Source organism: Streptomyces sichuanensis, assembly GCF_020328095.1.
GTDB classification, from domain to species: Bacteria; Actinomycetota; Actinomycetes; order Streptomycetales; family Streptomycetaceae; genus Streptomyces; species Streptomyces cinnamoneus.
On sequence record NZ_JAIXMK010000029.1, the window covers coordinates 18961 to 40690 of the forward strand.

24 protein-coding genes are annotated in these 21730 nt (G+C 73.0%); 13 read left to right on the forward strand and 11 right to left on the reverse strand.

Translation table 11 applies throughout. The features are described 5' to 3' along the window. Positions 1 to 24 precede the first annotated feature (24 nt). Together LE181_RS11920 and LE181_RS11925 are read left to right on the forward strand one after the other, a co-directional pair. Positions 25 to 891, forward strand: coding sequence for a DMT family transporter (locus tag LE181_RS11920; protein ID WP_225661204.1), 867 nt, complete (start codon positions 25 to 27; stop codon positions 889 to 891). A 170-nt stretch (positions 892 to 1061) separates the two neighbouring features. After that, positions 1062 to 2618: a carboxylesterase/lipase family protein gene (locus tag LE181_RS11925; RefSeq protein ID WP_225661205.1), complete on the forward strand. Its 1557-nt coding sequence runs from the start codon at positions 1062 to 1064 to the stop codon at positions 2616 to 2618. Here LE181_RS11925 and LE181_RS11930 read toward each other — a convergent pair. Beyond that, on the reverse strand, positions 2604 to 3593 hold the full coding sequence (locus LE181_RS11930; protein ID WP_225661206.1) for a GlxA family transcriptional regulator: 990 nt from the start codon (positions 3591 to 3593) through the stop codon (positions 2604 to 2606). The genes LE181_RS11925 and LE181_RS11930 overlap by 15 nt on opposite strands. Before the next feature lie 102 nt (positions 3594 to 3695). On the opposite strand from LE181_RS11930, the gene LE181_RS11935 reads away from it, so the two are divergent. Continuing rightward, on the forward strand, positions 3696 to 4394 hold the full coding sequence (locus LE181_RS11935) for an HD domain-containing protein (RefSeq protein ID WP_225661207.1): 699 nt from the start codon (positions 3696 to 3698) through the stop codon (positions 4392 to 4394). Positions 4395 to 4432: 38 nt separating this feature from the next. Here the strand turns inward: LE181_RS11935 and LE181_RS11940 are convergent, their stop codons facing one another. The 3 genes from LE181_RS11940 to LE181_RS11950 all read right to left on the reverse strand — a co-directional run bounded on the left by LE181_RS11940 (position 4433) and on the right by LE181_RS11950 (position 6622). Further along, positions 4433 to 4972, reverse strand: coding sequence for a gamma carbonic anhydrase family protein (locus LE181_RS11940; protein ID WP_225661208.1), 540 nt, complete (start codon positions 4970 to 4972; stop codon positions 4433 to 4435). A gap of 5 nt (positions 4973 to 4977) precedes the next feature. Beyond that, positions 4978 to 5646 carry a DedA family protein gene (locus tag LE181_RS11945; RefSeq protein ID WP_225661209.1) on the reverse strand — a complete coding sequence of 223 codons (669 nt, stop codon included), beginning with the start codon at positions 5644 to 5646 and terminating at the stop codon, positions 4978 to 4980. A 367-nt stretch (positions 5647 to 6013) separates the two neighbouring features. Beyond that, the gene (locus tag LE181_RS11950; protein ID WP_225661210.1) at positions 6014 to 6622 is read right to left on the reverse strand and encodes an NADPH-dependent F420 reductase; all 609 of its coding nucleotides are present in this window, start codon (positions 6620 to 6622) and stop codon (positions 6014 to 6016) included. Positions 6623 to 6932: 310 nt separating this feature from the next. Between LE181_RS11950 and LE181_RS32450 the strand changes: the two genes are divergently transcribed. Both LE181_RS32450 and LE181_RS11960 read left to right on the forward strand, forming a co-directional pair. Further along, positions 6933 to 7811, forward strand: coding sequence for an RICIN domain-containing protein (locus tag LE181_RS32450; RefSeq protein ID WP_225661211.1), 879 nt, complete (start codon positions 6933 to 6935; stop codon positions 7809 to 7811). A gap of 73 nt (positions 7812 to 7884) precedes the next feature. Continuing rightward, positions 7885 to 8073: a hypothetical protein gene (locus LE181_RS11960; protein WP_225661263.1), complete on the forward strand. Its 189-nt coding sequence runs from the start codon at positions 7885 to 7887 to the stop codon at positions 8071 to 8073. Between the two features lie 433 nt (positions 8074 to 8506). On the opposite strand, the gene LE181_RS11965 is transcribed toward LE181_RS11960, so the two are convergent. The 3 genes from LE181_RS11965 to LE181_RS11975 are packed head-to-tail and all read right to left on the reverse strand — an operon-like array spanning position 8507 to position 10408. Then, a complete protein-coding gene (locus LE181_RS11965) occupies positions 8507 to 8923 on the reverse strand; it encodes an arsenate reductase ArsC (RefSeq protein WP_225661212.1) in 417 nt (138 codons plus the stop codon). Next, positions 8916 to 10016: an ACR3 family arsenite efflux transporter gene (gene arsB / locus LE181_RS11970; protein WP_308103123.1), complete on the reverse strand. Its 1101-nt coding sequence runs from the start codon at positions 10014 to 10016 to the stop codon at positions 8916 to 8918. Before arsB ends, LE181_RS11965 begins: the two co-directional genes overlap by 8 nt. After that, on the reverse strand, positions 10013 to 10408 hold the full coding sequence (locus LE181_RS11975) for an ArsR/SmtB family transcription factor (RefSeq protein ID WP_225661213.1): 396 nt from the start codon (positions 10406 to 10408) through the stop codon (positions 10013 to 10015). Before LE181_RS11975 ends, arsB begins: the two co-directional genes overlap by 4 nt. An 80-nt stretch (positions 10409 to 10488) precedes the next feature. Between LE181_RS11975 and LE181_RS11980 the strand changes: the two genes are divergently transcribed. Beyond that, on the forward strand, positions 10489 to 10917 hold the full coding sequence (locus tag LE181_RS11980; RefSeq protein WP_225661214.1) for an ArsI/CadI family heavy metal resistance metalloenzyme: 429 nt from the start codon (positions 10489 to 10491) through the stop codon (positions 10915 to 10917). A gap of 218 nt (positions 10918 to 11135) precedes the next feature. Here LE181_RS11980 and LE181_RS11985 read toward each other — a convergent pair whose 3' ends face one another. Further along, a complete protein-coding gene (locus LE181_RS11985; RefSeq protein WP_225661215.1) occupies positions 11136 to 11588 on the reverse strand; it encodes a DUF4442 domain-containing protein in 453 nt (150 codons plus the stop codon). Between the two features lie 82 nt (positions 11589 to 11670). On the opposite strand from LE181_RS11985, the gene LE181_RS11990 reads away from it, so the two are divergent. Then, the gene (locus LE181_RS11990; protein ID WP_225661216.1) at positions 11671 to 12681 is read left to right on the forward strand and encodes a DUF8017 domain-containing protein; all 1011 of its coding nucleotides are present in this window, start codon (positions 11671 to 11673) and stop codon (positions 12679 to 12681) included. Between the two features lie 43 nt (positions 12682 to 12724). On the opposite strand, the gene LE181_RS11995 is transcribed toward LE181_RS11990, so the two are convergent. Both LE181_RS11995 and LE181_RS12000 read right to left on the reverse strand, forming a co-directional pair. Next, the gene (locus tag LE181_RS11995; protein WP_225661217.1) at positions 12725 to 13570 is read right to left on the reverse strand and encodes a spermidine synthase; all 846 of its coding nucleotides are present in this window, start codon (positions 13568 to 13570) and stop codon (positions 12725 to 12727) included. Then, the gene (locus LE181_RS12000) at positions 13549 to 14772 is read right to left on the reverse strand and encodes a GTP-binding protein (RefSeq protein WP_225661218.1); all 1224 of its coding nucleotides are present in this window, start codon (positions 14770 to 14772) and stop codon (positions 13549 to 13551) included. The genes LE181_RS11995 and LE181_RS12000 overlap by 22 nt, the downstream gene beginning before the upstream one ends. 221 nt (positions 14773 to 14993) lie before the next feature. Here LE181_RS12000 and LE181_RS12005 point away from each other — a divergent pair, with 221 nt between their 5' ends. From LE181_RS12005 to LE181_RS12020, 4 genes are all read left to right on the forward strand, one after another. Then, positions 14994 to 15713, forward strand: a complete 720-nt coding sequence (locus LE181_RS12005; protein ID WP_225661219.1) for a TVP38/TMEM64 family protein — start codon at positions 14994 to 14996, stop codon at positions 15711 to 15713. A 190-nt stretch (positions 15714 to 15903) separates the two neighbouring features. After that, the gene (locus LE181_RS12010) at positions 15904 to 16776 is read left to right on the forward strand and encodes an undecaprenyl-diphosphate phosphatase (protein ID WP_225661220.1); all 873 of its coding nucleotides are present in this window, start codon (positions 15904 to 15906) and stop codon (positions 16774 to 16776) included. 209 nt (positions 16777 to 16985) lie between these two features. After that, positions 16986 to 17603, forward strand: coding sequence for a TetR/AcrR family transcriptional regulator (locus LE181_RS12015; RefSeq protein ID WP_225661221.1), 618 nt, complete (start codon positions 16986 to 16988; stop codon positions 17601 to 17603). A 151-nt stretch (positions 17604 to 17754) separates the two neighbouring features. Then, on the forward strand, positions 17755 to 19095 hold the full coding sequence (locus LE181_RS12020; protein WP_225661222.1) for an FAD-dependent oxidoreductase: 1341 nt from the start codon (positions 17755 to 17757) through the stop codon (positions 19093 to 19095). 82 nt (positions 19096 to 19177) lie between these two features. Here LE181_RS12020 and LE181_RS12025 read toward each other — a convergent pair whose 3' ends face one another. Then, a complete protein-coding gene (locus LE181_RS12025) occupies positions 19178 to 19549 on the reverse strand; it encodes an ArsR/SmtB family transcription factor (protein ID WP_225661223.1) in 372 nt (123 codons plus the stop codon). Positions 19550 to 19748: 199 nt separating this feature from the next. On the opposite strand from LE181_RS12025, the gene LE181_RS12030 reads away from it, so the two are divergent. Then, complete coding sequence (locus tag LE181_RS12030; protein ID WP_225661224.1) at positions 19749 to 20843, forward strand: NADH:flavin oxidoreductase/NADH oxidase; 1095 nt, start codon at positions 19749 to 19751, stop codon at positions 20841 to 20843. Between the two features lie 129 nt (positions 20844 to 20972). Continuing rightward, positions 20973 to 21647 (forward strand): uracil-DNA glycosylase, encoded by a 675-nt coding sequence (locus tag LE181_RS12035; protein ID WP_308103124.1) that lies wholly within the window; start codon positions 20973 to 20975, stop codon positions 21645 to 21647. Positions 21648 to 21730: the final 83 nt, after the last annotated feature.

Genomic DNA, 21730 nt, shown 5'->3' on the forward strand with positions numbered 1-21730 from the left:
ACACTGTACTGCGAGGTCTCCCCCATGACACCGGTCTTCGCCCTGGCCACCAGCCTCATGTGGGGGCTGGCCGACTTCGGCGGCGGGCTGCTCACCCGGCGCATGCCCGCCCTGACCGTGGTCCTCGTCTCGCAGCTGCTGGCCGTCCTCGCCCTGGGCACGATCGTGATCGGCACCGGCGGCTGGTCCGAGGCCGGCCCCGAGCTCTGGTACGCGGTGGCGGCCGGCGTCGTCGGCCCGGCGGCGATGCTCGCCTTCTACAAGGCCCTGGCCCTGGGCCCCATGGGCGTGGTCTCGCCGCTGGGTGCCCTCGGGGGCGTGGCGGTGCCGCTGGGCGTGGGGCTCGTGCTGGGCGAACGGCCCGGGATCCTGCAGTTCGCGGGCATAGCCGTGGCCGTGGCGGGCGTCGTCCTCGCCAGCGGGCCGAGCCGGGGCGGTGCGCCCGTACAGCGGCAGACGCTGCTCCTCACGCTCGTCGCCGCCTTCGGCTTCGGCTCCGTGATGGCCCTGATCTCCGAGGCGTCGCACAACCTCACCGGGCTCTTCCTCGCCCTCTTCGTACAGCGCCTGTGCAACGTCGTGGTCGGCGCGGGCGCCCTCTACGCCTCCGTGCGCCGCGGCAACCCCGCGCTGCCGGAGGAGGGGTGGAGCGCGATCCGCTCGGCGCTGCCCGCCCTCGCCTTCGTCGGACTCGCCGACGTGGCCGCCAACGGCACCTACTCGATCGCCGCCAACAACGGCCCGGTCACCGTCGCCGCCGTCCTCGCCTCCCTCTATCCCGTGGTCACCGCGCTGGCCGCCCGCGGCGTGCTGCGCGAGCGGCTGCGCACGGTGCAGGCGGCGGGCGCGGGACTGGCGCTGGTCGGAACGGTCCTGCTGGCCACGGGCTGACGTCGCCGCGCCCGGCGCGGCGACGACTCGGACGTGCCGCGGGCCGCTCGTCACCGGGCGGCCCGTAAAACGGGTGGCCCGCCTCGTGCGCCGACGGCCATGCTTCCGGTGCCGGGCCGTACCGCCCGGGGAGTCGTCCGCGTCGCGCTCAAGCCGTCCGGGAGGAAACCGTGGTTCCTGGTGCCGCGTCCCAGCCGTCCGCATCCCAGCCGTCCGCGCCGGAGCCCGAGGTCCGTACGGCGGCCGGGGTGGTGCGCGGCCGGTGGGAGGCCGGCCTCGGGGTCTTCCGGGGCGTCCCGTTCGCCGCGCCGCCGGTCGGCGCGCTCCGCTTCGCCGCGCCGCGGCCGGCACGGAGGTGGGACGGCGTGCGGGAGGCCGTGTCGTACGGCCCGCCGCCCCCGCAGGGCGGCGCGCTCGGCATGGACGCCCTGGCCCGGGACGCGGTGGGCGACGACTGGCTGACGGTGAACGTCTGGTCGCCCGCGCCGGAGCCGGGTGCGGGGCTCCCCGTACTGGTGTGGATCCATGGCGGCGCCTACGTGATCGGCATGTCCGGCCTGCCCGAATACGACGGCGGGCGCCTGGCGCGGGACGGCGGCGCCGTCGTCGTGACGTTCAACTACCGTGTGGGCATCGAGGGGTTCGCGCAGATCGAGGGGGCGCCCGCCAACCGCGGCCTGCTCGACCAGGTCGCCGCCCTGGAATGGGTGCGCGACAACGTCCGGGGCTTCGGCGGCGATCCGGAGCGGGTCACGGTCTTCGGCCAGTCGGCGGGCGGTGGTTCGGTCGCCGCGCTGCTGGCGATGCCGCGTGCGGCGGGGCTCTTCCACCGGGCCGTCGCACAGAGCGCACAGGGCACCGTCTTCTCGACCGCGCTGGCCGCCGACATCGCCGCCGCCTGCGCCGCCCGGCTGGGCCTGCGCCCCACGGCGGCCGACCTGTCGGCCGTGGACCCGGCACGGCTGTCCGCCGCCGGGGACGCGGTCGCCGCCGAGGCGTCCCGGTGGGCGGAACGCTGGGGCCAGGTCGCGCACCGGCCGGTCCTGGTGTCGCCCGTCGTCGACGGCGACGTCCTGCCGGTCACTCCCTGGCAGGCCCTGGCCGACGGCGCCGGGCGGGACGTCGAACTCCTCGTCGGTCACACGCGTGACGAGGAAAGGCTGCTCACCGCGGTGTCCGGGCTGCTCGGCCGGGTGACGGCGGAGCAGGCGGCCACCGCCCTGGACGTCTACGCCCCGGGCGGGGGCGGTGCACGCGCCTACCGCGACGCCTTCCCGTCCGCGGGCCCGGACGAGCTGTACGAGCTGGTCAACTCCGACTGGTTGTTCCGCATGCCGACCCTCCACCTCGCCGAGGCGCAGACCGCCGCCGGCGGACGCGCCCACGTCTACGAGCTGACCTGGCCCGCCCCGGGCATGGGCGGTGTCCTCGGCGCCTGCCACGGTCTCGACGTGCCGCTCGTCCTCGGCAACCTGCGCAGCGGACAGCCGGCCCTGCTGATCGGCGAAGACCCCTCACCGGAGGCGGAGACGCTGTCCGCGCACCTCCGCGCCGCATGGACGGCCTTCGCGGCCCACGGCGACCCGGGCTGGCCGCCGTACGACCGCCGGCAGCGCCTGACCCGGCTCTTCGACACCCACCCGTCCGTCGCCCCCTACCCGGAGGAGACGTCCCGCCTGCTCTGGCAGCACCACACCTTCCGGGAACTGCCGCTACTCGCCCCGTAGGGTGCCGTGCTCGTCGAGGTGTCGTTGCCGGAAGGCGGCGCGGTAGGCGTGCGGGGACGTTCTGGTGTGGCGGCCGAAGTGGTGGCGCAGGGCGGGGGCCGAGCCGAAGCCGGAGCGGTCGGCGACGTGCGGAACGGGCAGATCGGTGGTCTCCAGCAGTTGCTGGGCACGGTGGATGCGGGCGCGCAGGAGCCATTGCAGCGGGGTGGTGCCGGTCTGGTCGCGGAACCGGCGGTTGAGCGTCCGGACGCTGACCCCCGCGTGGCCGGCGATCTCGGCGAGGGTGAGGGGCCGGTGGAGATGGCTCTCCATCCAGCGCAGGACGGGCTGGAGGGCGCTGAGGTCGGTGGGGACTTCGGGACGTTCGATGTACTGGGCCTGGCCGCCGTCGCGCTGCAGGGGCATGACCGTCCGGCGGGCCGTGGCGGCCGCGAGGTCCGCGCCGAGGTCGCGGCGCACCAGGTGCAGGCACAGGTCGAGCCCCGCCGCCACCCCCGCCGATGTGATCAGACTTCCGTGGTCGACGAAGAGGACGGCGGGGTCGACCTCGACGCGGGGGTGACGGCGGGCGAGTTCGTCGGCGAACTGCCAGTGGGTGGTGGCGCGGTGGCCGTCCAGCAGGCCGGTGGCGGCCAGGGTGAAGGCGCCGACGCACACCGAGGCCAGGCGCGCCCCGCGCGCCGCCGCCCGCTGCAGCGCCTCGACGACCGGAGGGGGCGGCGGGTCCAGGAAGCCGGCGTGGGCGGGGATGACGACGGTGTCGGCGCCGGCGAGGCCGTCGAGGTCGTAGGGGGTGTGCATCCGGAAGGCGCCGTGCTCGGGCGAGGTGGTCGCGCCGCGGCCGGGAGCGCAGATCCGCAGGGCGTAGTGCGGAGTGCCGGCCGCGAGGTTGGCAGTGCCGAAGACCTGGCCGGGGATGGCCAGCTCGAAGGGGACGACGCCGTCGAGCGCGAGGACGGCCACCACGAGACCCATGGCCAGAATTTAGCGCAGGCCGGCATTGTGGCCACTCGCGGGGTGGCGCGGAGGGCCGCAGGATCGAGGGCGTTCCTTCCGGTCACATGAGGAGTGCCTGCGGTGGTTGTCGCCCTGCCTGCTGTCTACGACGAGTTCGACCTGCCCCGGACGGACCTGGCCGCCCGCGCCCTGCGGTACGCCGAGGAGGCGGAGCCCGCGGTCGTCTTCCGCCACAGCGTGCGCAGCTATCTCTTCGCCCGGGCGCTCGCCGACCGTCGCGGCATGAAGGCCGGGACGGACTTCGACGACGAGCTGGTGTTCCTGGGCTGTGTCCTGCACGACCTGGGGCTGTCCGAGCAGGGCAACGGACATCAGCGGTTCGAGGTGGACGGCGCGGACCTGGCCGCCGGCTTCCTGCGCGGCCGGGGGGTGCAGGAGCAGGCCGTGGCGGTCGTGTGGGACGCGATCGCCCTGCACACGTCGGAGGGCATCGCCTCCCGCAAGAGCCCGGAGGTCGCTCTGGCGCACGAGGGCATCACCGTGGACGTCCTGGGGCTGGGCAAGGAGTCCCTGCCGGAGGGGTTCGCCGAGCGCGTGCACGCCGCCTTCCCCCGTGCGGACCTCGCCTACGCGATCAGCGACATCATCGTCCGGCAGGCGCTGGCCGATCCCGCCAAGGCCGGCCCGCTCGGCTTCCCCGGCCAGCTCCTGCGCCACCACCTGCCGCCGGGCGCGCTGCCCGGGTGGTACGACCTGATCGCCCGGTCCGGGTGGGGCGACCGGCCGACCCCGGCTCACCCGGCGGCGCCGGGCACGTGAGGGCCTGCGGCGTCCCGCGCGGGACGCCGCAGGGGTTGCTACGGGGCGTGGTCCTCCGCCGCCTGGCGGTGCGCCTTCGCCAGCTCGACGTACATCGCGGCGTTGACCCGGATGTGTTCGCGCTCCTCCTCGGTCAGCTCCCGCCGGACCTTGGCGGGGACGCCGGCCACCAGGGAGCCGGGCGGCACCTGCATGCCCTGCGGCACGAGCGCCTGGGCGGCGACCAGGGACCCCGCACCGATCCGGGCGCCGTTGAGGACGGTCGCACCCATGCCGATCAGCACGTCGTCCTCGACGGTGCAGCCGTGCAGCACCGCGTTGTGCCCGACGGTCACCCGCTCGCCGACGCTGACCGGGAATCCCGGATCGACGTGGACGGTGCAGTTGTCCTGGATGTTGCTGCCGGCGCCGAGGGTGACCGGCCCGCAGTCGGCGCGCAGCACGGCGTGGTACCAGACGCTCGCCTCCGCGCCGAGGGTCACCTCGCCGACGACCACCGACGTCGGCGCGGCGAACGCGGCCGGGTCGATCTCCGGCTGCTTCCCGCACACGCCGCGGATCAGCGCCCGTTCCGTCACGGCCGTCACTCCGCGGCCGCGACGGGCGCGGGCTCGGCCTCGGTCGCCTGCTGCCCGGCGGTCTGCCCGGCCGCGGCCTTCTTGGCCTTGATCCGCATGACGACGAAGGAGCCCAGGCCGAAGAGCACGGCCGCGAGCAGGCCGAGCCAGGAGAACTTCTTCAGCCACTCCTCGGCGACCTTGCCGACGGAGTAGATGACGGCGACCGTGCCGCCCGCCCAGACGATGCCGCCGAGGACGTTGGCGATCAGGAACTTCCAGTACGGCATCTTCAGCACGCCCGCCAGCGGGCCGGCGAAGATGCGGAGCAGGGCGATGAAGCGGCCGACGAAGACGGCCCACATGCCCCACTTCTGGAAGGAACGCTCGGCGGTTGCGACGTGGTGCGGGCCGAAGTGCTTGGGGAACTTGCGGCCCAGCCACGCGAGCAGCGGCTTGCCGCCCTTGCGGCCGATCAGGTAGCCGATCGAGTCGCCGATGATCGCGCCCGCGACGGCGCACGCGCCCAGGACGTAGGGGTTGATGTGGTCCTGGGTCGCGGCCAGCAGGGTGGCGCTGACGAGGACGATCTCACCGGGAAGCGGGATGCCCAGGCTCTCCAGTCCGATGACCCCGCCCACCAGGAGGTAGACGGCGATCGCCGGTACTGTTTCGAGCCACTCCTGGATGTGCAACGCCGGTTCCTCCCCGGTTGACGACCTGCTGTCCCGGCGTGCGCCGCGCGGCGCACGCCGGGGAAGCCTACTGGAGGTAAGGACTCGTAAAAGGGCCCGCCGGTTGACCCGGCGCGACTACTTGTTCGGCCGCAGGGTCCACACGACGGCCCTCCGGACCCTGGGAAGCGCCTCGCCGACCCACCCATCCGACCTGCACATATGCGGCCCCAGTGGGGCAAAGACACCCTCCTGCCCCCGCTGCTCCCTCCTGCACTGTGACCGCAAAGTGACCTCCTGCGGCGCCATGGGGACGAGGCAGCTGCTCCAGATGCCGATGGGGCCGAGGCCCGGGATGGGTGCCGCGTCTTCTCGTCCCTCGGGCGGGTCAGAGGGCGAGCAGGTCTTTGCGGGGGCCGCCGAGCGGTCCGCCGCTGTCGAAGAGGGGTCCGCCTTCGGCGAGGGTGCCGGTGTCGACGGCCTGGAAGCCGGCGCTGCCGGCCAGGTCGGCCACCTTCCGTTTGGCGGCGGCGTCGTCCCCGGCGAGCAGGACGAGGCGGCGCCCGCCGTCGACGGCGGGATCCTCGGCGAGGACCTGGGCCGGGTAGGTGTTGAAGCCCTTGACCACGAGGGCGCCCGGGAGGAGCGAGGCGATGACCTCGGTGGGCGCGCGGCCCCCGGTGTCCGCGTGCTCCAGACCCTTCGCCGTCTCCCGCAGCGGGTTGACCGGGACGAGGACGGTGCGCCCCCGCCAGGAGGAGACCGAGGCCACCGCGCTCTCCTTCTGGTCCCACTGGACGGCCAGGACGACGACGTCGCCGAAGTCGGCGGCCTCCTGCGGCGTCCCGGCCGACGCGTTCTCGCCGAGCTCACCGACGAGCGGAGCCAGGCTGTCCGGGCCACGGGAGTTCGCGACCTTCACCTGATGCCCGGCCCGGGTGAAATGCCCGGCCAGCGCCTTGCCCAGACGGCCGGTACCGATGATTCCCACCTTCATGGCCTCACCGTCACACACCTTCGCGCGCCCCGCCTCCCGACGGGTCCTGTGAAGAACCGCGTGCCATCGGAGGAACGTGCCGGACACACAGCGCTCAGAGGAATCCTCCACCTGGGTGACGTGGGCGCCGCCGACGGACTCGTGCCAGGACACGCCGTACCGGCAGGGCCGCAGCCGCGTGGCCGATGGACGTGTGTCGACTCGGGTCAGTGACTCAATTTGATCACTGTTGGTGATGTGGTCGGGATCCTAGGGTGATCACGTGGCCCGCGGTGCGCGGGAGTTGTGATCAGAGAAGGACGGAACCAGGGTGACGGTCAAGATCTTCGAGGGCAGCGGCGTCGAGGTGTGCCCGAAGGGCTGGTACGCGCTGTACGAGCACGAGGACTTCAACACCAAGGAGCGTGGCCGCGTCCTGCTGGCCGACCAGTCGCTGGGCGACGTGCGGGCGTTCGGTTTCGAAGGCCGTGTCCTGTCGGTGGTGGACCACACCGAGCAGAGCCTCGCCCTGCACGTCGAGGCGGACTTCAAGGGCTTCGCCGCCCAGGTGGGCCCGCGCGACGAGCTCGCGTCCATCGCGGACAAGGACACGCGGGAGATCGACGACCTCGGCGCCATCGTGGGTGCCTCCCGCACCACCCTGGGCCCGGCCTTGAAGACCCGGACGGCCTCCATACGCATCTTCCCGCACGGCACGGACACCGCACAGGTGCAGAAGAACAAGCTGCCCGTAGAGGAGGGCACCTACATCCTCACCAACGTCGCCAGCGGCAAGGTGCTGGACATCCTCGGCAACGAGAAGGAGGCCGGGGCGAACGTCGGCCAGTACACCCGCCACGGCGGAGCGAACCAGCAGTGGACGTTCAAGGCCGTACGGCGCGCCGGCCGCCAGTCCCCGTGGGACGTCACCGGCGAGTACGAGATCGTCTCCAAGGCCGGCGGGATGTTCCTCGACGTCGACAAGGCCGGTCTCCAGGACACCGCCAACATCCAGCAGTGGACGGGTAACGGCGGCACCAACCAGCGCTGGTGGGTCACCCCGGTCGGCGACGGCGTCTTCGTGATCAGCAGCGTCCTCAGCGGCAAGACCGTGGACGTCGCCGGCATGTCGATGGACAACAGCGCGAACGTGCAGCAGTACACGTTCAACGACACCAACGCGCAGAAATGGCGCCTGGAGCGCGTCTGACAACTGACCGCAGGGCTGACGGTGCGGCCTGAAGCGCCCGCAGCAGCGTGCGGCTTCGCCACGGCGAAGCCGCATGGCGCCCCATCGGTGTCGATGGATCGCGTCCGGTCCCGAGGAGCGCGCCGCGCTCGTCCGGTCGGGACCGTCGTCCCCCGGCCACGCCTCGGTGAACTGGCACGAGGACGGTGCCGACCTGGTCGCCGGCGCGCTGCGGGGCATGGGCCTGGGCATCGAGGCCGGCGCCGCGCCCGCCCTGCGCTGAGCGCACCGTCACGCAGGCCCCCGTGCCGCCGCCCGTCCACGACGGGCGGCGGAGCGACGGGCCCGGCCGTACGACGGGAACACGGCCGGGGGCCGGACGGGAGGACAGGCTCAGCCCTCGGCCGGTGGGTCAGCGTCGGTAGAGGGTGACGTCCAGGCCGCGGACGGTGCGGTGGTGGGCCCGGGACGGGCCGGCGCGGGTGAGGGCCTGTTCCTGGGACGCGGCTGTGCGGGTGGCGGCCTGGCGGGAGCCGGTGGGGAGGTGGCGGCAGCTGATGTGCCGGACGCGGGGCGCGCGGGCGAGGCGCTGGCTGAGGAGGGTCTCGTCGGGGCCAACGCCGTTGCCGGGTGGGTCGGTGCAGTCACCGCTGTGGCTCCCAGGGCAGTGCGTCGAGGTCCAGGACGCAGCGTTCGACGGCGCCTGACCACCGCGTCTATCCGCGCGAATCGGCCCCGAGCCCGGCGATCAGGTCCTCGACCAGGACCTTGATCTGGTCGCGGATGGGACGGACGGCTTCAACGCCCTGACCGGCCGGGTCCTCCAGCTTCCAGTCCAGGTACTTCTTGCCGGGGAAGACCGGGCAGACGTCGCCGCAGCCCATGGTGATACACACGTCGGACGCCTGGACGGCATCGACGGTGAGGACCTTCGGGGTCTCGGCAGAGATGTCGATGCCGACCTCGCGCATGGCCTCGACGACCGCCGGGTTGACGTTGTCGGCCGGGGCGGAGCCTGCGGAGCGGACCTCGACGCGGTCGCCTGCCAGGTGGGTCAGCCACGCCGCGGCCATCTGGGAGCGCCCGGCGTTGTGGACGCAGACGAACAGCACGGACGGCTTGGGCTCAGACACGGGCGGAACCTTCCGGGGCGGCGGCCGGGCGGCCGGTGGCGGGGCGGGGGAAGTGGCGGCGGGCGGCCAGGGCGACGTACACCAGGCCGATGAGGACGGGGACTTCGATGAGGGGTCCGACGACTCCGGCGAGGGCCTGGCCGGAGGAGGCGCCGAAGGTGGCGATGGCGACCGCGATGGCCAGCTCGAAGTTGTTGCCCGCTGCGGTGAACGCCAGCGTCGTCGTGCGCGGGTGGTCCAGGCCGACCGTACGGCCGAGGACCATGGACCCGGCCCACATCACGGCGAAGTAGACCAGCAGCGGCAGCGCGATCCGCACGACGTCGAGCGGGCGGGAGGTGATCGCGTCGCCCTGGAGCGCGAACAGCACGACGATCGTGAAGAGCAGGCCGTGGAGAGCGAACGGGCCGATGCGCGGGATCAGCTTCTCCTCGTACCAGGCGCGGCCCTTGGCCTTCTCCCCGAGCCGGCGGGTGAGGTAGCCGGCGGCGAGCGGTAGGCCGAGGAAGATGAGCACGCTGCGGGCGATCTCCCAGACGGATACGTTCAGGCCGGTGGTCTCCAGGCCGAGCCGGCCGGGCAGGACGGAGAGGTAGAACCAGCCGAGGGCGGAGAACGCGATCACCTGGAAGACGCTGTTGAGCGCGACCAGGACGGCGGCGGCTTCGCGGTCGCCACAGGCCAGGTCGTTCCAGATGATCACCATGGCGATGCACCGGGCCAGGCCGACGATGATCAGGCCCGTGCGGTACTCGGGCAGATCCGGCAGGAACAGCCACGCCAGCGCGAACATCACGGCCGGGCCGACGATCCAGTTGATGACCAGCGACGGGATCAGGAGGCGGCGGTCGCGGGTGACGGTGTCGAGGCGGTCGTAGCGGACCCTGGCCAGCACCGGGTACATCATCACCAACAGGCCGAGCGCGATCGGCAGCGAGACCCCGGTGACGGTGACCTTCGCCAGCGCGTCCCCCAGCCCGGGGACGAGTCGGCCCAGGCCGAGGCCGGCGCCCATCGCCGCGAGAATCCACACGGCGAGGTAGCGGTCGAGGAAGGAGAGCCGGGCCGCCACCGGGGCGGCGGTGCGGGTCACGAGGGCGCCTCGGCGGGCTCGGGCAGGGGCTGCCCCGCGGGGCGGGTGAGGATGCCGGCGAGCCGGTCGGTCATCTCCGGCAGCAGCCGGTAGTACACCCACGTCCCGCGCCGCTCGGAGGCGATCAGCCCGGCCTCGCGCAGCAGCTTGAGGTGGTGGGAGATGGTCGGCTGCGACAGGTCGAACGCCGGGGTGAGGTCGCAGACGCACACCTCACCGCCTGCCCGGGAAGCGATCATCGACAGGAGTCGCAGCCGCACCGGGTCGCCGAGCGCCTTGAAGACCTTCGCCAGCTCGACGGCCTGGTCCTCGGACAGCGGCGCGGTCAGCAGCCCGGGGCAGCAGCCGTCGGGGCCGTCCTGCCCGAGCACGACGAACTCTTGATTCGACATGCTTCTATGTTGACGTCCATCGATTCAAGGCGCAACCTTGTATCGAAGTTAATCGATACAAGAGGATCGAGGAGATCGTCATGTCCCGCGTCCAGCTGGCCCTCGACGTCGCCGACCTCGAAGCGTCGGTGGCCTTCTGCTCCAAGCTCTTCGGCGTCGAACCCGCCAAGCGTCGGCCCGGCTACGCGAACTTCGCCATCGCCGAGCCCCCGCTCAAGCTCGTCCTCATCGAAGGCGGGCCCGGTCAGGACACCCGCCTCGACCACCTCGGCGTCGAAGTCGAGAGCACCGACCAGGTCACCGCCGCCACCGAGCGCCTCAAGGAGTCCGGCCTGGCCACCTTCGAGGAGAACGACACCTCCTGCTGCTACGCCCTCCAGGACAAGGTCTGGGTCCACGGCCCCGGCCGCGAACCGTGGGAGGTCTACGTCGTCAAGGCCGACGCCGACACCCTCAGCAAGACGCCCGCCGCCGACGGCACCGCCTGCTGCACCTCCACTGGCGTGTGACGGCGCCGGCCGGCGGTGAAGCGGCCCGTGCAGGCGTCCATGGCCTCGGTGCGCTGGATGTCCGCGGCTGCGCCGGTGCGGGGGATCGCGGCCGGGCCGCCACGGACATCCTGCCGGCGGGCATCGCCGCCGTCGCCAAGACGGTGCGGAAACGGAATGCGGTGTGACCTCAATGCGCCCCGGGAAAGCGGCAGATCAACGCCTTCCCAGGTCAGAGGCTACGAATTGGGCCGCAGCGTCCACCAGATCGTCATCTCGCCGGTCTCGGCGCCGTCCTCGCGCGTGATCGAGACGCGCACCGGGAACTCGGGGCGCTCCCCCGCGTCCAGCTCGGCGACGACGTCGGCGGCCGGGCGGCCGAGCTCGGCGGTCGCGGTGACGGGGCCCATGGCGAGCTTCTTGTAGCCGATCTCGGCGCGGACGGCCAGCGGCACGGCGCGCGAGAGCTGGTCGCCGAAGGCGGCGAGGACGATGGCGCCGCTCGCGGACTCGGCCAGGGTGAACATGGCGCCGGCGTGCGGGCCCCCGACGTGGTTGTGGTAGTCGGGCTGGTCGGGCAGGCGGACCACGGCGCGCTCAGCGGTGGTCTCCTCGAAGACGAGGTTGAGGGTACGGGCCATGGGCACGGTCGCGGCCATGGCCTCGCCGATCGAGGGCTGGGTCTGTGACATGCCCGAAAGTTACCAGCCAGTAGCACGGCCGGGAAGGCCCACGGACCACAAGTGTCACCATCGCCCTCTATGGTTATCGGCCATGTGGCCAGGACAGCAGCCTCCCGGGGGCGAGCAGACACCGCAGGACCCGCAGCACAACCCGTACGGGCAGCCGGGGTACCCGCAGCAACCCAACCCGTACCAGCAGCAGCCGGGCTACCAGCAGCCCAACCCCTACGCGCAGCCCGCCGGCCCGCAGCCCGGGCAGCCCACGCCGCCGCCCGGGGCCCCGCAGTGGCCCGCCCAGGCCGCACCCGCCGGCCCGCAGCCGCCCGGCGGCGGCCGCAGCAAGCGCACCGCGGTGATCGCCGTGACCGCGGCGGTGGCGGTGGTCGCCGCCGCCGTGGTCACGGGCGTGGTGGTGCTCAAGGACGACGACGGAGGGGAGCAGGAGCCCGCGGCGAAGGCGAAGGACGCCAAGCCGTCCGCCTCGGCGCCGGTGTCGCCGTCCGCCGAGGCCCCCGAGGACAACCCGCGCGCCGGCGGCGAGGTCAAGCCGGTGATCGAGGGCTGGAAGACCGTCTCCAGCTCCAAGCGGCACAATGCCTTCGACGTGCCCCCGGAGTGGGAGGTCGAGCCGCCCAACATGTCCCACGGCTTCGTGGACGACAAGGGCAAGGGCCTCGTCTCGATGACCTCCATCGCCACGTACAAGAAGGGCGAGTGCGCCAAGGACGACAAGCGGGGCGCGGCCGGGACCAAGGGCGCCCAGGGAGCCAAGAGCGAGGCGAGCGCCGCCGAGATCGAGGCGGTCAACTGGGCCTACGCGGCGTTCGACACGAAGAACACCGGCAAGTACAAGGAGAACAAGGCCCAGCCCTTCAAGAGCGACCACGGCATCACCGGCTACACGGCCTCGGCCACCGTCACCGGCGTGAACAAGACCGAGAAGTGCATGACGGACGGCAAGGTCTTCACGGTCACGTACAAGGACGTCAACGGCGACCTGGCGACGTGGGTGCTCTACGCCGCCACGGGCATCGACAGCGAGGTCCCGGACGACACCATCAAGAAGATCATGAGCACGCTCCGCCCGCTCAAGTCCTCCTGAGTCCCTGAGTCCTCCTGACGACCGCCGCCCGCCGGCCGGCCCGTCACCCCACGCTGAACGCGCCGCCCGGCGGCTCGGGCGAGGCCACCGCCCGCACGTCGCCGACGGGGACCGCTCCGGCGGCGAAGCGGTCCAGCGCCGCCCCGTGCTCGACCCGGGCCGGGAAGGCGTCGGCCGCGGCGCGGCGGGCCAGGGCGGCCAGCGGCAGCTCGGTGTGCGCGGCCACGAGAACGGCGTTGCCGAAGCGGCGCCCCCGGAGCATCGAGGGTTCGGCGATCAGGCACAGGTGCTCGAAGACGGCTGCGAACGTGGCCACCTGGGAGCGCAGGAAGTCGAACGGCGCGCCGTCGGCGAGGTTGGCGGCGTAGTGGCCGTCCGCGCGCAGCACGCGCGCGGCGGTACGGGCGTACTCGACGGAGGTCAGGTGCGCCGGCACCCGCGAACCGCCGAAGACGTCCGCGACGATGACGTCGGCGCTGGCGTCGGGCGCCTCCTCCAGTGCCGCCCGGGCGTCCCCCGCCCGCACCTCGATGCCGGAGCCGTCCGGCACCGGCAGGTACTCGCCGACGAGGTCGATGAGGCCGCGGTCCGCCTCCACGACCCGCTGCCGGGAACCGGGACGGGTGGCCGCCGCGTAGCGGGGCAGGGTGAGGGCGCCGCCGCCCAGGTGCAGCAGGTCCAGGGGACGGCCGGGCTCGGCGATCGTGTCCAGGACGTGCGCGATGCGGCGCGCGTACTCGAATTCGAGGTCGGTGGGGTCGTCGAGGTCGACGTACGACTGGGGCGCGCCGTCGACGGTCAGCAGCCAGGCCCGCGCCCGGTCCACGTCGGGCATGAGCTTGGCGGTGCCCCAGTCGACGTCACGGGTCACGGGTATGGGTTCGTCCACCCCTCCATTGTGCCGATGTCCCGGGCCGCTCCGTCCGGGACATCGCTCACCGTGCCGACGCCGACGGTGCGACGGCCTTCACGGATCGCGAAGGGCAGGCCGGCCCGCAGCGGGAGCGGACGGTCCAGGGCGACCGTGAGGGCGAGGGTGCCGCCCGGGCCGGCGATGCCGCGCAGGCCGAGGTCGACGTCCCCGGTCGCGTCGGCGGTGCGCAGGTGGAACTGGGCCCGGAAGCCGGTACGGACGGGTGTGCGCCGGCCGCCCTCGGCCGCGGTCAGCAGGCGTGCCCGGGCGGTGAAGTGCCGGTGCGGCGTGACGCTGCCCGGCGCGGCGAGCACGTCCCCACGGCGCACCTGCTGATGCTGCACGCCGCGCAGCAGCAGCGCCACACGGTCGCCGGCCTCCGCGACCTCCATGCTGTGGCCGAAGGTCTCCAGCCCGGTGACGTGGGTGAGTCCGAATCCCGCGGGCAGTTCGAGGCAGTCGTGCGGACGGACGGTGCCGCGCTCGACGACGCCGGTGACGGCCGTGCCGCGGCGGGGCACGGTGAGGACGCGCTCGACGGACAGCCGGAAGGGGGCTTCCGTGTAGCGCACGGGGGTGGGGATGTAGGTGTCCACGGCGTCCAGCAGCGCCTCGACCGATGCGGTCCAGCGGGGATCGCCGTGCAGGGCGCCGGGAGCGGAGGTGCGCACGACGGGGGTGCGGTGTCCGTCGTAGCCGTGGGTCGTGAGCAGCCGGCGCACGTCGGTCTCGACGAGGCCGGTGATGTCGGGGTGGCCGGTATCGGCCCCGGTGAGCGCCACGACGACGTGTGCGATGCCGGTGTGGCGGGCGAGCAGGAGGTGCTCGGCGGTCTGCGGCATGACCCCGTCGAGCGCGGAGACGACGAGGATCGCGCCGTCGAGCCCGGCGGCACCCGTGAGCGCGTTCCCGGTGAAGCGGGGGTGGCCGGGCAGGTCGGCGTGCGCGTAGTGACGGGTGTCCGTCTCGTAGACGACGTGCGCGACGTGGACGGAGCCGCCCAGGGCCGCTTCCTCCGGTGCCCGGTCGAGGAGGTGGACGGGGACGCTGCGGGCGGTGCCGCGGCGGGCGAGGACGTCGGTGACGGCGGCGGTCAAGGTGGTCTTGCCGTGGCGGTGGTGGCCGAGCGTACCGATGTTGACGTGGGGTTTCGTGCGTACGTACGCCTGCTGGGGCATGACTCCCTCTACGACCTCTCCGAGTGGCTGCCCCGGCACATGCTTCGATGCTCGCCCACGTCACCGGGTGCGTCGAATGGTTTTCGCGCAGCAGGCGTTCCGCGTCCGCCGGACGCGCACGACGGCCGGCGGGCGACGGAAAAGTGACCGTTCGCTTCTGGTTCCGTACCGTCTCCGTGACATCACATCGGCCTTACGGCGGTGTCGGTTACGCTCCTTCGATGCTCGATACCGCCGCGCCGTCCCCCGGTCCCGCCGAGCGCTGCCTGCGCGCGTTGCTCTCGCCGTGGGCCCGGCTGGGGCTGCTCGTCGCGCTGCTCGGCGGGGCGGTGGCGGCCGTGGCGCTCTGCCGTCCGGAGCGGTTGCTCGCCGGTGGCTGGCCTCCCCATGTGTCCGGGGGTACGGCGGTGGTGTTGTTCGCCGTCGCGTACGGCCTGTGCACGGCGGCGTTCGTGCCGCGGCCGGTGCTCAACGTCGCGGCGGGGGCGCTGTTCGGCGCCCCGCTCGGGACGGCGTCGGCCGTCGCGGGCACGGTGCTGGGCGCGGGCATGGCCTTCGGCCTGGGCCGGTTGCTGGGGCAGGACGCCCTGCGGCCGTTGCTGCGGGGGCGGTGGCTGAAGGCCGCCGACCGGCAGCTGAGCCGGCACGGGTTCCGCTCGATGCTGGCGCTGCGGCTCTTCCCCGGAGTGCCGTTCGCCGCCGCGAACTACTGCGCCGCGGTGTCGCGGATGGGATGGGTGCCCTTCCTCCTGGCGACGGGGCTGGGCAGCATACCCAACACCGCGGCGTACGTGGTCGCGGGAAGCCACGCGGCGTCACCCACCTCGCCCGTCTTCCTCGCCGCGACGGCCTTCATCGCGCTCACCGGCCTGGCGGCCGTGGTGGTGGCCTGGCGCCGCAGGTCGCAGCTGCGACGGCCGGGCGGCCGCGCCGGCTCGTGAACCGTCCCCGACGGGGACCCATACGGTGAGTGAATTGTCGGCCAATGCCTCGGCGTCGCGTACGGACATGTACGGACACGCCGGGCCCGCACGGCCGTGCACCGCGTCATGATCTGCCTGACCACACGCATGTCACCGCACGGACGGGATGCCGGCCGGCCGACACCATGACTTGGATGGCGCAGACTTCATGAGCTGGTTCGAATCCTTCGTGCTGGGTCTCGTCCAGGGGCTGACGGAGTTCCTCCCGGTCTCCTCCAGTGCGCACCTGCGGCTGACCGCCGCCTTCGCCCACTGGCAGGACCCCGGCGCGGCGTTCACCGCGATCACGCAGATCGGCACCGAGGCCGCCGTCCTCATCTACTTCCGCAAGGACATCGCACGCATCGTCGGCGCGTGGTTCAGGTCGTTGTGGGACCGGCGGATACGCGGGGACCACGACGCCACGATGGGCTGGTTGGTGATCGTCGGGTCGATCCCGATCGGCGTGCTCGGCCTGGCCCTCAAGGACGCGATCGAGGGCCCGTTCCGCGATCTGCGGCTGATCGCGACGACCTTGGTGGTCATGGGCGTCGTCCTCGGCATCGCCGACCGACTGGCGGCGCGCGACGAGACGGGCGGCCGGCACCGCGCGGCCGCGCAGCGCAAGGACCTCACGCGCCTCGACACGAGGGACGGGCTGATCTTCGGCATGTGCCAGGCCATGGCGCTGATCCCCGGCGTCTCGCGGTCGGGCGCGACCATCAGCGGGGGCCTCCTGATCGGCTACACCCGTGAGGCGGCGGCCCGTTACTCCTTCCTGCTGGCCGTCCCGGCCGTCCTCGCCTCCGGCCTCTTCGAGCTCAAGGACGCGGGGAAGGGCCACCCGGCGTGGCCGCAGACGGCCTTCGCCACCGTCATCGCCTTCGTCGTCGGATATGCCGTCATCGCATGGTTCATGCGCTTCATTTCCAGCAAGAGCTTCATGCCGTTCGTGATCTACCGCATCCTGCTGGGGCTGCTGCTCTTCGCCCTCGTCGGGGCGGGCGTCCTCGCTCCGCACGCGGGCGAACTCGCGGGCTGAGCAGAGCGGTTCCGCGGGGCTTTCGCCGGAGGAGCAGGCGTGAGCGGGCGGGCGAACGGCCCGGCGCGAAAAATCCGCTGATGTCGGGCGGTCCCCCGCGCCGCCCGACATCAGCGGACATACCGGAATAAAGCCCTGCACAGGGCAGGACAACCGGTCACCCCCTGAGTATATTGGCTCGCAGCCAGTCAACGCAGGAGATTAATCGCATGTCACCGCGCAGCGCGGCGGTCAACGAGGAGTTGCGCCGCCGTTCCCGCGAGCGGCTGTTGCAGGCGACCGTCGAGCTGGTGGACGAGCGCGGCTACGAGGCGACGACGCTGGCGGACATCGCGAACCGGGCCGGAGCGGCACGCGGTCTGGTCTCGTACTACTTCCCCGGCAAGCGGCAGTTGTTGCAGGCCGCGGTGCACCGGCTGATGCACGTGGAGCTGGCGTCCCGGCTGGAGCGCGAGCCGCGCACGCGGGACGGACGGGAGCTGCTGGCCCGTGGGATCGACGCGATCCTGGGGCTCGCGCACCGGCGGCCCCGGCTCATGCGCACGCACATGGCCGGGATCCTGACGGCGGAGGGCTTCATCCAGTGCCCTGAGCAGCAGCGCCTGGCGGCCCTGCTGCGCGGGACGGTGGCGTCCTACGGCTCCGCCGACCCCGAGGGCGACTACCGGCTGCTGCGGGCCCAGTTGATGGGCGCGGTCGTGGCGATCCTGCTGCCGGGAGCGCCGATGCCGGCCGAGCGGCTGCGGGCGGAGCTCTTCCAGCGCTACGGGCTGGCGTGGGAGCTCGGCTTCCCGCCCGGCGACGAACCTCCGCCGCCCGGACTGTAGGCCGCCGCCCGGCCCCCGGCCCCGGCCTGCAGGCGGTCCGCCGCCGGCCGTCCGCCGTTTGCCGTCCGCCGTTTGCGCGCAATCGGACGCCACACCTCCCGGAACCCGCTCCCCGGTGGGATCCTGGACGCCCTCGCGGAAGGAGCCCCCCGTGCTTCGAGTCGCAGTCATCGGATCCGGGCCGAGCGGTGTCTACACCGCACAGGCCCTGGTGCAGCAGCAGGCCGTCCCCGGCGTGCGGGTGGACGTGCTGGACCGGCTGCCGTGCCCGTACGGGCTGGTGCGCTACGGGGTGGCGCCGGACCACGAGAAGATCAAGTCGCTGCAGAACAACCTTCGCGAGGCTCTGGAACACCCGGACGTGACCTTCCTCGGCAACGTACGGGTGGGCGAAGGGCTTCACCCGAAGCGGTTGCTGGACCTCTACCACGCCGTCGTCTACTGCGTGGGCGCGGCGGCCGACCGGCGGCTGGGCATCCCGGGCGAGGACCTTCCGGGGAGCTTCTCGGCCACCGAGTTCGTCTCCTGGTACAGCGCCCACCCGGATGCGGCGCCGGGCGGCTTCGTCCTCGGGGCACGGTCCGCCGTCGTCATCGGGGTGGGCAACGTGGCGGTCGACGTGGCCCGGGTCCTAGCGCGCGGCGCGGAGGAGCTGCGGCCCACCGACGTGCCCGACGCGGCGCTGGCCGCGCTGGCGGACAGCCGGGTGACGGACATCCACATGGTGGGCCGGCGCGGTCCCGCGCAGGCGAAGTTCACCACGAAGGAGTTGCGCGAGCTGGGGGCGCTGCCGGGCGCCCAGGCGCTCGTACGGCAGGAGGAGGCGGCCCTGGACCCGGCGTGGGCGGACCCCTCGGCCCTGCCCGGGGCCGTCCGGCGCAATGTGGAGGTGCTGCAGGACTGGGCCGCGCGGCCCCCGCGCGCGTCCGGGCGGCGGATCCGGTTGAGGTTCTTCCTGCGGCCCGTCGCGCTGCTCGGAGACGACGCCGTGCGGGCGGTGCGTTTCGAACGGACCGTGCCGGACGGGTGCGGCGGCGTGCGGGGCACGGGGCGGTTCGAGGAGATCGAGGCGCAGTTGGTGCTGCGGTCGGTGGGGTACCGGGGAGTGCCGATCGCGGGGCTGCCGTTCGACGCGGAGCGCGGGACGGTCCCCAACGACCGGGGGCGGGTGCTGCGCGAGGGGGTTCCCTCGCCGGGCGAGTACGTCGCGGGCTGGATCAAGCGCGGGCCGACGGGCGTGATCGGCACCAATCGCTCGTGCGCCAAGGAGACGGTGGCCTCCTTGCTCGCCGATGCCGGCGCCCTGGGGGCCCGGCGGCTGCCGCGGGACCCCCTGGAGGCGCTGCGCCGGGCGGGGCAGGATCCGGTGCAGTGGCCTGGCTGGCTGGGGATCGAGGCGGCGGAGGCCGCGCTCGGGCGACGGCTGGGGCGGGGGACGGTGAAGATCCCCGACTGGAACGGTCTGCTCACGGCGGCCCGCCGCACCGGCTGACGCCCGCCCCGACGGCCGCCACCGCTCCTCGGCCTGCGCCGGGGCGGTCTGCCGCCGGTCCTTCGCCAGGCCGGCCCTGCCCTCAGCCGTCGCCGTGCCGGTCCATGTCGTCGCAGATGCGAGCGCTCTGGCGGGCGTAGGCGGTGAGGACGCTGTCGAGCAGACCGGGGAAGAGCGCGTCGAGGTCGTCGCGGCGCAGCGAGTTCATCTTGGCCGTTCCGCGGTAGATCTGGTTGATCACGCCGTTCTCGCGGAGCACCCGGAAGTGGTGCGTGAGGGTCGACTTGCTGACGGGGAGGTCGAAGACCGAGCAGGACTGCGCCGCCTCCGCCTCGGCGGCCAGGGCACGCACGATCAGCAGCCGCATGGGGTCGGAGAGGGCGTGCAGCACGCCTTCGAGGCGGATCTCCTCGCGCGCGGGGTGGTCGAGGGCGCGGCTCGTCCGCGTCGTCATGACGGCTCCTTCGTCGGCTTCCGTCGGCGGCTCGGGCTTCGTCGAAGGCCGGGGAGTGCTTCGGGACGTCCATTGTACGAAGATCATCGTAGTTCGACACCTCTCGTAGTTTGACAGGCGTCGTACTACGAGGGTTATCGTACGAGCAGGACGAAGCCGAGCACGCCTCGATCTCGAAAGATCTCGAACGGAGCCTGTCGTGAGCCACCTGTTCCAGCCGTACACCCTGCGGTCCCTCACCCTGCCCAACCGCGTCTGGATGGCGCCGATGTGCCAGTACTCCGCCGAGGTGTCCGGACCTGGGGCGGGAGTGGCCAACGACTGGCACTTCTCGCACTACACCGCCCGGGCCGCCGGCGGCACCGGCCTGATCCTGGTCGAGGCGACCGCGGTCAGCCCCGAGGGCCGGATCAGCCCGGCCGACCTGGGCATCTGGAACGACGCACAGGTGGAGGCGTTGCGCGGCATCACCGCGTTCCTCAAGAAGCAGGGCACGGTGCCCGGCATCCAGATCGCGCACGCCGGCCGCAAGGCCGCCACCGACCGGCCCTGGCGCGGCGGCGAGCCCGTCGGCCCGGAGGAGGGCTGGCAGCCGGTCGGCCCGAGCCCGCTGCCGTTCAAGGACGGCCACCCGGTGCCCCGTGAGCTGACGGTCGCGCAGATCAAGGAGATAGTCGCCCATTTCGGTGCCGCCGCGCGGCGCGCACGACAGGCCGGCTTCGAGGTCGTCGAGGTGCACGGCGCCCACGGCTACCTCATCCATGAATTCCTCTCGCCCCACAGCAACCACCGCACCGACGAGTACGGCGGCTCGTTCGAGAACCGCATCCGCCTCGCGCTGGAGGTCGTGGACGCCGTCCGCGCGGAGTGGCCCGGGGAACTGCCGGTGTTCTTCCGCGTCTCGGCCACCGACTGGCTGACGGAGAACCCCGAGGACGACCGCGAGGGCTGGACCGGCGACGACACCGTGCGCCTCGCGCGGGAACTGAAGGCCCACGGCGTCGACCTCCTCGACGTCTCCACCGGCGGCATGGCCCCCGGTGCCCGCATCCCCGTTTCACCGGGCTACCAGGTCCCGTTCGCCCGGCGCGTCAAGGACGAGGCCGGGCTGCCCGTGGCGGCGGTGGGCCTGATCACCGAGCCCGGACAGGCCGAGAAGATCGTGGCGAACGGCGAGGCGGACGCGGTCCTGCTCGGCCGCGAACTGCTGCGCGACCCCTACTGGGCCCGCCGCGCCGCGCTCGCGCTCGACGCCGAGGCCCGCACGCCGGACCAGTACGGCTGGGCGGTCTGACACGGCGGGGCGCGGGGCGCGGTGGGCCCTGGTCCGGCGGGGCCGCGGGCCGGCCGGCGCCGGCTGCCCGGCGGGGGCCTCACCGGCGCGTTCGTACGGGCACGGGCTGAGCCAGTAGAGTGACGCTCCGTGGCTAGACCCTTGAACGAGATCGTCGAACCGGGCTGGGCCAAGGCGCTGGAGCCGGTGGCCGGGCGGATCGCCGCGATGGGCGACTTCCTGCGCGCCGAGATCGCCGCGGGCCGTACGTACCTGCCCTCGGGCGCGAACGTCCTGCGGGCGTTCCAGCAACCGTTCGACGACGTAAGAGTGCTGATCGTCGGTCAGGACCCCTACCCCACCCCCGGGCACGCGGTGGGCCTGAGCTTCTCCGTGGCGCCCGAAGTGCGCCCGCTGCCGGGGAGCCTGGAGAACATATACCGGGAGCTGCACACCGACCTCGGGCTGCCCCGGCCCTCCAACGGCGACCTGACGCCGTGGACCCGGCAGGGCGTGCTCCTGCTCAACAGGGCGCTGACCACCGCCCCCCGCAAGCCCGCCGCACACCGCGGCAAGGGGTGGGAAGAGGTCACCGAGCAGGCGATCCGCGCACTGGTCGAACGCGGCAAGCCGATGGTCGCCGTGCTGTGGGGGCGGGACGCCCGGAACCTGCGCCCGCTGCTGGGCGGCATCCCGTGCGTGGAGTCCGCCCACCCCTCGCCCATGTCGGCGGACCGCGGTTTCTTCGGCTCGCGGCCGTTCAGCCGGGCCAACGACCTGCTGGCACGGCAGGGTTCGGCGCCGGTGGACTGGCAGCTCCCCTGACGCGGGGCACGGCCCGGCGGTAAGGTCGCGCCATGTCGCTTCGCATGAGCACGGCCGCGGTCCCCGCCGGCCGACGCGCGGGC